Genomic DNA, 12,937 nt, shown 5'->3' on the forward strand with positions numbered 1-12,937 from the left:
GGCGCCGGAAAGCCAAGACAGACAGGGCGGATGCAGTGGCAGCCACCACCGAAGAGGACGAGCGGACCGACGAGTCCAAGCCCGCGGACGGGCCGCGGCCGCGCGGCCGCGGCCCCATCGCGACGGCCGTCAGCGTCTTCGGCGAACTCCTCATCACCGCGGGCCTGGTCCTGGGCCTGTTCGTCGTCTACTCGCTGTGGTGGACCAACGTCATAGCGGACCGCGAGGCGAGGAAGCAGGGCGACCGCGTCCGCGACCACTGGGCCGGCGGCCCCGGCGCCCTGAACACCAAGGACGGCATCGGCTTCCTCCACGTACCGGCGATGGGCGGCGGCGAGATCCTCGTGAAGAAGGGCACCGCCACCCACACCCTCAACAACGGAGTCGCGGGCTACTACACGGACCCGGTCAAGTCCGCCCTGCCGCAGGACGCGAAGGGCAACTTCTCGCTGGCCGCCCACCGCGACGGCCACGGCGCGAAGTTCCACAAGATCGACAAGATCGGCGAGGGCGACCCGATCGTCTTCGAGACCCGCGACAAGTGGTACGTGTACAAGGTCTACAAGACCCTTCCCGAGACCTCGAAGTTCAACGTCCGCGTCCTCGACCCCGTCCCGAAGGAGTCGGGCGCGAAGAAGCCCGGCCGCTACATCACCCTCACGACCTGCACGCCCGTGTACACGTCGGCGTACCGCTACGTGGTGTGGGGCGAGCTGGAACGCGTCGAGAAGGTCGACAACAGGCGGACACCGCCGCCCGAGCTCCGCTGACGCGGCCCGCGCACGAGAGAGCCCCGGCACCGTGTGGTGCCGGGGCTCTTCCCGTAGGGGGCTCGGGACTCAGTCCCGCTCGTGACGGCCGAAGCCGGTGGCGCCCTCGATGAAGCCGCCGCCTCCGTCGTCACCGCCGCCGCCGTTGTCGCCGCCGCCCTGCTGGCCGCCGCTGCCGCCGACGGTCGTCAGGTTGACGGCGGTGCCGGGCTTGACCTTCGTACCCGGCGTCGGGGTGACGAGGACGACCAGCGCGTCGTCGTCCTGCGGGCCCTGGATGTTGCCGACCGTCAGGTCCGCGTCCTCGATGGCGTCACGGGCGTCGGACAGCTTCTGGCCGGTGACGGTGGGCACCTGGACGTCCTCCTCCTCGGCCTTCTTCTTGGCCACCTGGACGGTGACCGTGGAATTGGGGTCGACCTTCGTGCCCGCGGTGGGCGTGGTCTGGATGACCTTGCCCTCCTCGACGCTGTCGCTCTCCACGTCCGTACGGGTCGCGGTGAGCCCGCTGTCCTCGATCTGCTTCTTCGCGGCCTCCCACGTCTGACCGGACACGTCCGGGACGGTGGGCTTCTGCTGCTCCTTGGCGATGTACAGCGTGATCGTGCTGCCCTTTTGCACCTCGGTGCCGGTGACCGGGTCCTGCTCGAGGACCTTGCCCTCGGTCTCCGTGGAGATCCGCTGCTTGGTCTCCACCTTGAGCTGGTAGTCGTCGCCCTCGAGCTTCTCGGTGGCCTCGTCCTCGTCCAGGCCGAGGACGCTCGGGACGGCCACCTTCGGGGCTCCCGTGGACACGACCACGTTGATCGTGTCGCCCTTCTCGACCTTGGTGCCCTCGGTCGGGTCCTGCGAGCAGATCTCGCCCTTGGGGTACTTCTCGCAGGTCTTGCGCTCGGAGACCTCGATCTTCAGGTCGACGTTCGCCGCGGACTCCTTGGCTTCCTTCAGCGTCTCGCCGACGAAATTCGGTGCCTTCTTGTCGTCGGCCGCGCCCCCGCCGCCGCTGAACGCCCACTTGCCGATCAGGATCGCGCCCACCAGGACGAGGATGCCCGCGGCCACGAGGAGGATCGTCGACGTGTTGCTCTTCTTCTGGCGGCCGCGGCGGCCGTTCTCGTCGTAGCCGTAGCCGCCGTCGTCCGGGTTGACCGGGGGCATCATCGACGTCTGGCCCTGGCCCGGCGCGCCGTTCTGCGGGCGCAGCATGGCCGTGGCCTGGTCGTCCGGGCCGCCGTAGCCGACGGCGCCCATCGCGGCGGTGGCGGCGACGGGCTGGCCGTCGAGGCAGGCCTCGATGTCGGCGCGCATCTCGTCCGCCGACTGGTAGCGGTAGTCCGGGTCCTTGGTGAGCGCCTTGAGGACGATCGCGTCCATCTCGGGCGTGATCTCGTTGTCGAAGACGCTCGGGGCCTGCGGCTCTTCCCGCACGTGCTGGTAGGCCACCGCGACCGGGGAGTCGCCCACGAACGGCGGGCGCACGGTCAGCAGCTCGTACAGCAGACAGCCCGTGGAGTAGAGGTCGGAGCGCGCGTCGACCTGCTCGCCCTTGGCCTGCTCGGGCGAGAGGTACTGCGCGGTGCCGATGACCGCCGCGGTCTGCGTCATCGTCATGCCGGACTCGCCCATGGCGCGGGCGATGCCGAAGTCCATGACCTTGACCTGGCCGTTGCGCGTCAGCATGACGTTCGCGGGCTTGATGTCGCGGTGGACGATCTGGTTGCGGTGCGAGTACTCCAGGGCCTGGAGGATGCCGATCGTCATCTCCATGGCGCGCTCGGGAAGGAGCTTGCGCCCGGAGTGCAGGAGCTCGCGCAGCGTGGAGCCGTCGACGTACTCCATGACGATGTACGGGATGGAGACCCCGTCGACGTAGTCCTCGCCGGTGTCGTAGACCGCGACGATCGCCGGATGGTTGAGCGAGGCGGCCGACTGGGCCTCACGGCGGAACCGGGCCTGGAACGACGGGTCGCGGGCGAGGTCCACCCGCAGCGTCTTCACCGCCACGGTGCGGCCGAGGCGGGTGTCGTGCGCGAGGTAGACCTCGGCCATTCCGCCGCGGCCGAGCACCTGGCCCAGCTCGTACCGGCCGCCGAGGCGACGCGGCTCTTCCATAGCTATTCCAGCCCTCTCCGTCGGTCCCGACCGCACCGTGTTGCGCGGTCCGGCGGTGTGCTGTCCGGGCATACCGTACCCGGCTCGCCTGACGTGACCCGGCCGCAACCGTCACCCGATACAGGACCGGTATCGCAACGTGCACCGATGGGGAGTGGCCGTGACACGGGTCACTTCTTGCTGTCGAGGACCGCCTTCATCACGTCCCTCGCGATCGGAGCCGCGAGACCGCCGCCGGAGATGTCGTCACGGCTCGCCGCACTGTCCTCGACGACCACGGCGACCGCGACCGGGGAACCCGACTCGGTCTTCGCGTAGCTGATGAACCACGCGTACGGGTTCTTGCTGTTGTTCAGGCCGTGCTGGGCCGTGCCCGTCTTGCCGCCGACGGTGACGCCGGGGATCTTGGCCTTGGTGCCGGTGCCCTCGTTCACGACCGTCTGCATCATGTCCTGGAGCTTCTGCGCGTTCTCCTTGGACAGCGGGGTGCTCATCTCCTTCGGCGAGTGCTTCTCGACCACGTCGAGGTTCGGCGCCTGGAGCTCACGGACCATGTACGGCTCCATGAGGGTGCCGTCGTTGGCGATCGCGGACGTCACCATCGCCATCTGCAACGGCGTCGCCGCGGTCTCGAACTGGCCGATGGACGACAGCGCGGTCTGCGGCTTGTCCATCTCCTTGGGGAAGTTCGAGGCGTTGGAACGGACCGGGACGAACTGCTCCTCGTTGAAGCCGAACTCCTCGGCGGTCTCCAGCATCTTGTCCTTGCCGAGATCGGAGCCGATCTTGCCGAAGACGGTGTTGCAGGACACCCGCAGCGCCTCGCGCAGCGTGGCGTTCTTGCAGGGGATCGGGCCCTCGTTCTTCAGCTCCGTACGGGTGTCGGGCATCACCCAGGGCAGCGGGGAGCGCGTCTTGGAGTCGATGTCCGAGTACAGGCCGTGCTCCAGCGCCGCCGCGGCGGTGACCACCTTGAAGGTGGAGCCGGGCGGGTAGGTCTCGCGCAGCGCCCGGTTCAGCATGGGCTTGTCGCGGTCCTTGTCCAGCTTCCCGAAGGTCTCGGCTTCCTTGTTGGTGTTGCCCGCGAACCGGGAGGGGTCGTACGACGGGGTGGAGGCCAGCGCCAGAATCGCGCCCGTCTCCGGGTCGATCGCGGCGACGGCGCCCTTGCCGCGGTTCTTCAGGCCGTTGTACGCGGCCTTCTGGGCGGCGGCGTTCAGCGTCGTGACGACGTTGCCGCCCTCCTTCTTCTTGCCGGTCAGCATGTCGAGGCTGCGGCGGAAGAAGAGCCGGTCGTCGTTGCCCGTGAGGATGCGGTCCTCGATGGACTCGATCTGAGTGGCCCCTATGCGCTGCGAGGCGAAACCCGTGACCGGCGACCACATGGGCCCGTTCTTGTACGTCCGCTTGTACTTGAAGTCGTCGCCGTCGACCTTCTTGGAGCCCGTGATCGGGTTGCCGTCCACGATGATGTCGCCGCGCGGCTGCGCGTACCGCTCGATCGGCACGCGGCGGTTCATGGTGTGCTCGGCGAGCTTGTCGGCCTTGACGTACTGCAGCCAGTTGTCCCGGACGAGCAGCGCGAGGACGAGCAGCCCGCAGAAGATCGCGATGCGGCGCAGGGGCTTGTTCACGGCCGTACCACCTGGGTCATCTCGGCGTCGGGGTTCGGGGCGGGCGACGGCGCCGGGCGGCGCGCGGTGTCGCTGATGCGCAGCAGGACCCCGATCAGCGCCCAGTTGGCGATCACGGACGAACCGCCGTACGCGATGAACGGCATCGTCATACCGGTCAGCGGGATCAGGCCCATGACGCCGCCCGCGACGACGAACACCTGGATGGCGAACGCGCCGGACAGGCCGACCGCGAGCAGCTTGCCGAACGGGTCGCGGGCCGCGAGCGCCGTGCGCACGCCCCGCTCCACGATCAGGCCGTAGAGCAGCAGGATCGCCATGACACCGGCGAGACCCAGCTCCTCGCCGTACGTGGCGAGGATGAAGTCGGAGTTGGCGGCGAAGCCGATCAGGTCGGAGTGGCCCTGTCCGAGGCCGCTGCCGAGGGTGCCGCCGGAGCCGAACGCCATCAGCGACTGGGCGATCTGGTCGGTACCGGTCGCCGCGATGACGTCGGCGTTGAACGGGTCGAGCCAGGCGTCCACACGCACCTTCACGTGCGGCTCGAAGGAGGCCACGGTGACCGCGCCCACGGCCGACATCAGCAGACCGAACACGATCCAGCTGGTGCGCTCCGTGGCGACGTACAGCATCACGACGAACATGCCGAAGAACAGCAGCGACGTACCGAGGTCGGTCTCGAAGACCAGGATCAGGATGGACATCGCCCACACGGCGAGGATCGGACCGAGGTCACGACCGCGCGGCAGGTACAGACCCATGAAGCGGCGGCTGGCCAGCGCGAGCGCGTCCCGCTTGACCATCAGATAGCCCGCGAAGAACACCGCGATGACGATCTTCGCGAACTCCGCCGGTTGGATCGAGAAGGCGCCGACCTGGATCCAGATCTTGGCGCCGTAGATGTTCTTGCCGAGGCCCGGGACCAGCGGAAGGAGCAGCAGCCCGATCGCGGCGACCATCGAGATGTACGTGTACCGCTGCAGGACGCGGTGGTCCTTCAGGAACAGCATGACGATCACGAACAGCGCGATGCCGACCGCCGAGTACAGCAACTGCTTCGGCGCGGACGGGCTGAACGCCCCGAACGACGCCTTGGCCAGCTGCTGGAGTCTCTCCGACTGGTCGAGGCGCCAGATCACCACCAGGCCCAGGCCGTTGAGCAGCGTGCCGAGCGGCAGAAGGAGCGGGTCGGCGTACGGCGCGAACTTGCGCACCACCAGGTGCGCGACGCCCGCGAGCAGGCCGAGTCCGAGGCCGTAGCCGAGCATGCCCGGGGGGAGCTCGCCGGAGATGGCGAGGCCCACGTTCATATAGGCGAACAGCGGGATGACGACGGCGAACACCAGGAGCGCGAGCTCGGTGTTGCGCCGGCTCGGCGCACCGATGGCGCCGATCGTCGACGTGTGTGTAGTGCTACTGCTCATGGCGTGCAAGGGCCCCCAACGGCTGCTTACTGCTTACCGCACTGCGGGACCAGCTTCTTCTCCTCCTCGGAGAGGCTGGGGCCGGGTGTGGGAGTCGGTGCGGTGGTGGACTTGGACTTGTCGTCCTTGGCGTTCTTGTCGTCGTCGGACGCGGGTGCGCCGGTCTGGCCGCTCATGCCGCCCGCCTCGCCCTCACCGGGCTTGGCGCTCGGCTTGGCCTCGCGCTCCGAACGCTCCTTGTTCTCCCGCTCGATCCTGCGCCGCTCGGCGTCCTTCTCGCACGCCGACGCCTGCAGGCCGAGCTCCTCGATCTTCCGCTGGGCGTCGTCGAGGCTGTCCTCGACGATGGCCTCCTCGACCTGCTTGCGCTGGTATGGCGGAAGGTACTTGAGTTCGATCTCGGGGTGGTCCTTCTCGACCTTCGACAGGCTCACCCAGGCCAGGTCCTGGTCGATGCCGCGGTAGAGCGCCACGTGCTCTTCGTTCGTACCGACGTAGTACTGCGTCTGCGTCCAGCGGTAGCCCCCGTAGAGGCCGCCCGCCACCACGGCGAGCGCGAGCGCCGTGTACAGCGATCTCTTCAGCCACTTGCGGCCGCCGCCGGGCTTCACGAAGTCCTCGTCGTCGTACGCGCCGAAGGAGCCCTCCGGGACGTACCCCGCGGTGTCGCCGCTACCGGGCGGGCCGAAGCCGCCCGCGGACGGCGGCGCGGGACGGCCGAGGCCGGAGGCGCGGCCCGCCGGGGTCTCCATGGCTCCGCCGTCGCTCGTCTGCAGCTGGTTCTCCGCGACCGCGCCGACCACCACGGGGGTGTCGGACAGCTGGCCCGCGAGGGTGTCACCGGTGTCGATGTCCAGGACGTCGGCCACGATCACCGTGATGTTGTCCGGGCCGCCGCCGCGCAGGGCGAGCTGGATCAGCTCCTGCACGGTCTCCTGGGGGCCCTGGTAGCTGGCGAGCGTGTCCTCCATCGTCTGGTGCGACACGACGCCGGAGAGGCCGTCCGAGCAGATCAAGTACCGGTCACCCGCGCGGACTTCGCGGATCGACAGATCCGGCTCCACGTGGTCACCGCTGCCGAGGGCGCGCATCAGCAGCGAGCGCTGCGGATGCGTCGTCGCCTCCTCCTCGGTGATGCGGCCCTCGTCCACGAGCCGCTGCACCCAGGTGTGGTCCTGCGTGATCTGCGTGAGCACGCCGTCGCGCAGCAGATACGCGCGCGAGTCGCCGACGTGCACCAGACCGAGCCGCTGGCCCGTCCACAGCAGGGCGGTGAGCGTCGTGCCCATGCCCTCCAGCTGCGGGTCCTCCTCGACCATCAGACGCAGCTGGTCGTTGGCCCGCTGCACGGCGGTGCCGAGCGAGGTGAGGATGTCCGAACCCGGCACGTCGTCGTCGAGCGTGACGAGCGTCGAGATCACCTCGGAGCTCGCCACCTCGCCCGCGGCCTGACCCCCCATGCCGTCGGCGATGGCCAGGAGCCGCGGACCGGCGTAACCGGAGTCCTCGTTCCCCTCCCGGATCATGCCTTTGTGCGATCCGGCGGCGAAGCGCAGTGACAGACTCATGCGCACCTCGCCCGTCGGCTCCGGGTACATCCGCACGGTGCCCACCCTCCGGTCGGGAGCGCGCTGGCGTCCTGAATCTGGACCGCGTCGGCTCGCTCGCTCCGCTCGCTCATTGTCGTACTACTTCCGCAGCTCGATGACGGTCTTGCCGATGCGGATCGGCGCGCCCAGCGGAACGGGCGTCGGGGTGGTCAGGCGGGTCCGGTCGAGATACGTGCCGTTGGTGGACCCGAGGTCCTCGACGATCCACTGGCCGTCACGGTCCGGATAGATCCTGGCATGCCTGCTGGAGGCGTAGTCGTCGTCCAGCACGATGGTCGAGTCGTGCGCCCGGCCGAGCGAGATCGTCTGGCCCTGCAGCGCCACGGTCGTACCCGTGAGCGTCCCTTCCGAGACGACCAGCTTCGTGGGGGCGCCACGGCGCTGGCGGCCGCCCCCGCCGCCCTGCCGTCCGCGACCGCCACCGTCCTGCTGGCGCTGCGGCGGCGGCGCGGCGGCCTGCCGGGCCGCCTGCCGTCCGCCCTCACGGCGCGAGCCGCGCTGAGTGACGCGCGTACCGAACAGGTCGCTGCGGATGACCTGGACGGCCACGATCACGAACAGCCACAGAACGGCCAGGAAACCCAGCCGCATGACCGTCAGGGTCAGCTCTGACATTGCCCCCGCTTCACCCTTCGGCTTGCCGGTAAATGATGGTCGTGCTGCCCACGACGATCCGCGAGCCGTCGCGGAGCGTAGCGCGGGTGGTGTGCTGCCCGTCTACCACGATGCCGTTGGTAGACCCGAGATCCTGGATCGTCGAGGGCGTTCCGGTCCGGATCTCACAGTGCCGGCGCGATACGCCGGGGTCGTCGATCCGCACATCGGCGTCGGTGCTGCGGCCCAGCACCAGCGTCGGGCGGGAGATCTGGTGGCGATTGCCATTGATCTCAATCCAGCGCCGTACTTGTGCGCCCGGGCCCGCGCCGGGGCCCTGCGGCGGGCGGCCCGGCGCCTGGGCGCCGCGGCCCGCGCCCGCGCCGGGAGGCGGCGCGGCGGGCATGGGAGGGGCGCCCGAGGGGCCCTGTGGATGGCCGAAGCCCCCGCGGGCACCCTGGCCCGCGCTCGTGGGCCCGCCGCCGGGGCTCGCCGGGCCACCAGGGCCCGCAGGGCCGCCGGGAGCGGCGTCGGGGGTCTGCGAGGTGCTGGACGCGAGAGTGCGGCTGCGCACCCGGTACAGGCCGGTGTCGAGGTCCTCGGCCTTCTCCAGGTGGACCTTGATGGGGCCCATGAAGCTGTAGCGCTGCTGCTTCGCGTACTCACGCACCATGCCGGACAGCTCGTCGCCGAGCTGTCCGGAGTACGGGCTCAGGCGCTCGAAGTCGGGGGCGCTGAGCTCCACGATGAAGTCGTTCGGGACGACCGTCCGCTCGCGGTTCCAGATCGTCGCGTTGTTGTCGCACTCGCGCTGGAGCGCGCCCGCGATCTCGACCGGCTGGACCTCGGACTTGAACACCTTGGCGAAGGTGCCGTTGACCAGACCTTCGAGTCGCTGCTCGAACTTCTTCAGAACTCCCATGGGGCACCTCCTCCGTCGTTGTCATCCTCGTACTGCTTACTGATCGTATCCACGCGCCGGGAAATCAGCTGGTTCCCCCTGTCTGCCCAGACCACGAGTGTCGCCTCTCACAAGGCATTCCCGCACCGCTCTTCCGGGATCCTCCGGGTTCCTTCAGGGTTCCACCGGAGTCCCGCCAGGGTCCTGCCCAGGCCTTCGGCGAAGATCCGCCGAAGATCTTCAGGGACACCTCAGGGGCTCCGTCGGGAACCATCGCGGGGCGCCCGTTTCCGGGGCGTTCCGCGTGCCCGCGGAGGCCTTGCGGCCGCCGCCGCGGAGGCTTCCCCGGGTGGCTCCTCGGGGCGTCCTCAAGAGGCCCTGGCGCGTGCCGTGCCGGGGCCCTTCGGGGGCTCCTGCGGATCTCCTTGCGGATCTCCTTGCGGGGTTCCTGGTGGGGCTTCCTGTGGGGCTCCTCACGGGGCTCCTGTGAGGCTCCTCGTGGGCTCCCGCGAGACTTCTAGGGATTCCCTCACGGGCTCCTCCGGGGTTTCCTCGCGGAGCCTCTGTGAGGTTCCTCGCGGTCCCCGATCAGGTGCCCCCGGGGGCCCTGTCACGTGCCTTGAGGTCTCCCTCGGAGGCCGCCGTCCAGGTCTCCGCGCTCGGGTCCTCGGGTTCGGATCCATCTGTTCGGTATGTGGCTCTGGTCCCTCGACTCAGGTCCTTCGGCTCAGGTCCTGTTCCTTCGGCTTCCTTCGGCCCAGGTCCTGCCGCACTCGCTGCTCGCTCCGTGTCGCCTCGTCTCGCTCCGCCCTCGCCTCCAGCCCTTCCTTCCTTCCTCTGTCGTCCCCTGCCTTCCGCGGACTTCCGCTGCCTTCCGCGGCCCCTGCCGGCCCGCGCCGCGGTTCGTCCGCGGGCGCTTCCGTCCGACCCCGCGTGGTCGCCCGTACCGGGGGCGCCCGGACCTGGTGGCCTTCGGGTCCGCCGAGCGGCCTTCCGGTCCTCCAGTCCTTCGGTCCTGCACGGGCCCGGCGGGTTCGTTGCCGACCCGCTGGGCGCCCGCCGGGGCCCGGCGTTCCCACCGAGTTCCCTTCCAGGTACCCGCCCATGTCCGTGGCGGACATCCAGTGCCCTTACGAACCGGGCGGGGGTTCCTCTTTACCAGGGATCGTAGAGGGGCTCTCAAGACAGTGTCCCGTACGTGGCTGTCGACTCTGGAGGAGGACTTGACGGGCGGCTCGGTTGCGTCGGGGGCGGGAGTCGATGGGGTGATGTTGGGCTGCGCGGCCGGGCTGTGTGACGGCTGTGGTGTGACTGGGGGGCCTGGGCGGCTGCCGCGGTGCTGTGGGCTCGGGGTGGTGCCGGGGGCGGTGCCGGGGTGCGGGGTCGGGGGCTGTGCGGGCCGGAGGGCTGGGGTGCTGTTCACCGGTGGTTCGCAGGTCGGCCCGGCGGCGGATGCACAAGTCGTCTCGGCGGTGGGTGTGCAGGTCGCCGGGGTGGTGGGCGGTAGGGGCGGTCGCAGGGGGACTCGTGTGGGTGCTCGCCCCTGCCGTGCAGGTGCTCGCACATACGGATGTGAATCCACCCTCCGCAGCGTGCTAATCTTCTGCATGTCGGAAGGCGCTCGCACCACACAGTGAGAGACCCAAAGACAACACCCATGCGCGGGTGGCGGAATAGGCAGACGCGCTGGATTCAGGTTCCAGTGCCCGAAAGGGCGTGGGGGTTCAACTCCCCCCTCGCGCACCAGTGAAGACCCCAGTTCATCTGGGGTCTTTCTGTTTTTCCCGGACTTGTGCCGGGGGTCGGGCCCGTGGGTCGGGCCGAGGCCGGGCTGCGGCTGGGGTGCAGTGCTGGGGGCGGGCTGCGGGCCTGACTCGGCGGGCCGGGCCGTTGCAGGCCGGACTGTGCTGGAGGTCACTTCGGTCGGTGTCGGTGCCGGTGCGTGCGCTCGCGGTCGGCCTTTCTGTCGGTCCTGCCGATCCCGCCGAGCGACCCTCCCTCCGGAGGCGAGGGCGCCCCCCTCCGGAGCCGAGTGCGCCCCCCCCTCCGGATCAGTGATGTATGTCATGCGGCGGCGCGTGTGAGCGTCCGACCGAAGTTATCCACAGGCTGTGACGAGGATTCGCTCACGGCGGTACGGTCGAAGCCAGTTGATGTCCGCGACGCCGTGCTACGGCTCCGCCCCGGACGGGGCGCACACGCCGACGTGGCCACGCGGACGCCGGAATTCGGGGGGCGATGGCCGTGACTGAGACAACTGACACATCCGGCTCGGGCGGGTCGCTCGGCGGTGACGCGGGCGCGTCCGGGGCCGGTGCGGTGGTGCCGGGGCCGCGGGAGCCGGAAGGTGCCAGGCGGCTGCCGCACGTGGACGGCTTCGCCCGTCTGCCCGCGCACGGTGCGGGCCACCACCCGCGGCCCAAGCAGGAAGGCAAGGCCCTGCGCACCGGCGTCCCGCGCTCCGCACACGCGGAGTACGCCGAGGACGATCACCGCCCCGACCCCCTCGCCGTCCTGGCCGAGACCAACAAGGGCCGGATCCCCGAGCTCACCCCCATCCGCACCGGCAGAATGGCCGCGACCCCCTTCGCCTTCCTGCGCGGCGCCGCCGGACTCATGGCGTACGACCTCGCGCGCACCCCCACCACCGGCATCGGCGCACAGATCTGCGGCGACGCCCACGCGGCCAACTTCGGGCTCTACGGAGACGCGCGCGGCGGCCTCATCATCGACCTGAACGACTTCGACGAGACCGTGCACGGCCCCTGGGAGTGGGACGTCAAACGCCTGGCCACCTCCCTCGTCCTCGCGGGCCGCGAGGCGGGCGCCACCGAGGACACCTGCAAGGAAGCCGCCTACGACGCCGTCGGCGCGTACCGCCGCACGATGCGGCTCCTCGCCAAACTCCCGGTCCTCGACGCGTGGAACGCGATAGCCGACGAGGAACTGGTCTCCCACACCGACGCACGCGACCTGCTCGGCACCCTCGACCGGGTCTCGGAGAAGGCCCGGCAGAACACGAGCGCCCGCTTCGCGGCCAAGTCGACCGAGCCCGTTCCCACCGCCGGGGACGACCACGGCGGCGTCATACCCCGGCGCTTCGTCGACGCGCCTCCGGTCCTGCGCCGCATACCGGACGCCGAGGCCGCAGCGGTGGCCCTGGCCCTGGGCGAGTACCGGAGCACGCTGTCGGCGGACCGGCTGCCCCTGCTCGCACGCTATGCGATCCAGGACGTGGCGTTCCGCGTCGTCGGCACGGGAAGCGTCGGGCTGCGCTCCTATGTGGTGCTGCTCCTGGACCACCGGGGCGAGCCGCTCGTCCTCCAGGTCAAGGAGGCGTGCCCCTCGGCGCTGCTGCCGCACCTGCCGACGGCCGGGTTCAAGGAGCAGGAAGCCACCCACGAGGGCCGGCGCGTGGTGCTGGGCCAGAAGCGGATGCAGGTCGTCAGTGACTTCCTGCTCGGCTGGACCACGATCGCCGGACGCCCCTACCAGGTACGGCAGTTCAGGAACCGCAAGGGCAGCGTCGACCCGGCCGCGCTCGCCGCCGACCAGCTCGACGACTACGGCCGCATGACCGGCGCCCTGCTGGCCCGCGCCCACGCCCACAGCGCGGACCCCCGGCTCATAGCCGGCTACTGCGGCAAGAACGACGAACTGGACGAGGCGATAGCCGACTTCGCGATCACGTACGCCGACCGCACAGAGGCGGACCACGCCCGACTTGTCGCGGCCGTGCGCGAGGGACGGGTGGCTGCGGAGGCGGGCGTTTGAGGGGCATCTGCGGAGGCGGGCGTTTGAGGGGTGGGTGGGGCGAGGGCGTGTCCGTAATGGTGGTGGGCGGACACGGCCTGGGGGCGGGGGTGTGTCTGAAAGGCTGGGCGTGGGGGGC

The 12,937-nt window shown here is 70.0% G+C and carries 8 protein-coding genes and 1 tRNA gene; 3 read left to right on the forward strand and 6 right to left on the reverse strand.

Translation table 11 applies throughout. The annotated features are described in order from the left end of the window. The first annotated feature begins 35 nt into the window (after window positions 1-35). Window positions 36-770, forward strand: a complete 735-nt coding sequence (locus MQV74_RS21480) for a class E sortase (RefSeq protein WP_242719971.1) — start codon at window positions 36-38, stop codon at window positions 768-770. A gap of 69 nt (window positions 771-839) precedes the next feature. Here the strand turns inward: MQV74_RS21480 and pknB are convergent, their stop codons facing one another. The 6 genes from pknB to MQV74_RS21510 form a co-directional block, all read right to left on the reverse strand. Further along, window positions 840-2,882 (reverse strand): Stk1 family PASTA domain-containing Ser/Thr kinase, encoded by a 2,043-nt coding sequence (pknB, locus tag MQV74_RS21485; protein ID WP_242719973.1) that lies wholly within the window; start codon window positions 2,880-2,882, stop codon window positions 840-842. A 170-nt stretch (window positions 2,883-3,052) separates the two neighbouring features. Further along, the gene (locus MQV74_RS21490; RefSeq protein WP_242719975.1) at window positions 3,053-4,516 is read right to left on the reverse strand and encodes a peptidoglycan D,D-transpeptidase FtsI family protein; all 1,464 of its coding nucleotides are present in this window, start codon (window positions 4,514-4,516) and stop codon (window positions 3,053-3,055) included. Then, window positions 4,513-5,940: an FtsW/RodA/SpoVE family cell cycle protein gene (locus MQV74_RS21495; RefSeq protein ID WP_242719978.1), complete on the reverse strand. Its 1,428-nt coding sequence runs from the start codon at window positions 5,938-5,940 to the stop codon at window positions 4,513-4,515. The genes MQV74_RS21490 and MQV74_RS21495 overlap by 4 nt, the downstream gene beginning before the upstream one ends. A gap of 26 nt (window positions 5,941-5,966) precedes the next feature. Then, window positions 5,967-7,508, reverse strand: coding sequence for a Stp1/IreP family PP2C-type Ser/Thr phosphatase (locus MQV74_RS21500; protein WP_242719980.1), 1,542 nt, complete (start codon window positions 7,506-7,508; stop codon window positions 5,967-5,969). A gap of 120 nt (window positions 7,509-7,628) precedes the next feature. Beyond that, complete coding sequence (locus tag MQV74_RS21505; protein WP_138960818.1) at window positions 7,629-8,165, reverse strand: FHA domain-containing protein FhaB/FipA; 537 nt, start codon at window positions 8,163-8,165, stop codon at window positions 7,629-7,631. A gap of 10 nt (window positions 8,166-8,175) precedes the next feature. Then, window positions 8,176-9,066, reverse strand: a complete 891-nt coding sequence (locus MQV74_RS21510) for an FhaA domain-containing protein (protein WP_242719982.1) — start codon at window positions 9,064-9,066, stop codon at window positions 8,176-8,178. Between the two features lie 1,638 nt (window positions 9,067-10,704). On the opposite strand from MQV74_RS21510, the gene MQV74_RS21515 reads away from it, so the two are divergent. Both MQV74_RS21515 and MQV74_RS21520 read left to right on the forward strand, forming a co-directional pair. Further along, window positions 10,705-10,791 (forward strand) — tRNA-Leu (locus MQV74_RS21515). A gap of 492 nt (window positions 10,792-11,283) precedes the next feature. After that, entirely contained in the window at window positions 11,284-12,819 is a 1,536-nt protein-coding gene (locus tag MQV74_RS21520; protein WP_242719984.1) for a DUF2252 domain-containing protein, read from the forward strand. The last annotated feature ends 118 nt before the right edge of the window (window positions 12,820-12,937 follow it).

The organism is Streptomyces sp. AN091965 (assembly GCF_022698285.1).
Taxonomy (GTDB): Bacteria; Actinomycetota; Actinomycetes; order Streptomycetales; family Streptomycetaceae; genus Streptomyces.

Excerpts from the sequence above, each read along its gene's own strand:
- MQV74_RS21495 (WP_242719978.1), bottom strand. The coding sequence starts at position 5,940 with ATGAGCAGTAGCACTACACACACGTCGACGATCGGCGCCATCGGTGCG.
- pknB (WP_242719973.1), bottom strand. The coding sequence starts at position 2,882 with ATGGAAGAGCCGCGTCGCCTCGGCGGCCGGTACGAGCTGGGCCAGGTG.
- MQV74_RS21500 (WP_242719980.1), bottom strand. The coding sequence starts at position 7,508 with ATGAGTCTGTCACTGCGCTTCGCCGCCGGATCGCACAAAGGCATGATC.
- MQV74_RS21505 (WP_138960818.1), bottom strand. The coding sequence starts at position 8,165 with ATGTCAGAGCTGACCCTGACGGTCATGCGGCTGGGTTTCCTGGCCGTT.
- MQV74_RS21510 (WP_242719982.1), bottom strand. The coding sequence starts at position 9,066 with ATGGGAGTTCTGAAGAAGTTCGAGCAGCGACTCGAAGGTCTGGTCAAC.
- MQV74_RS21520 (WP_242719984.1), top strand. The coding sequence starts at position 11,284 with ATGGCCGTGACTGAGACAACTGACACATCCGGCTCGGGCGGGTCGCTC.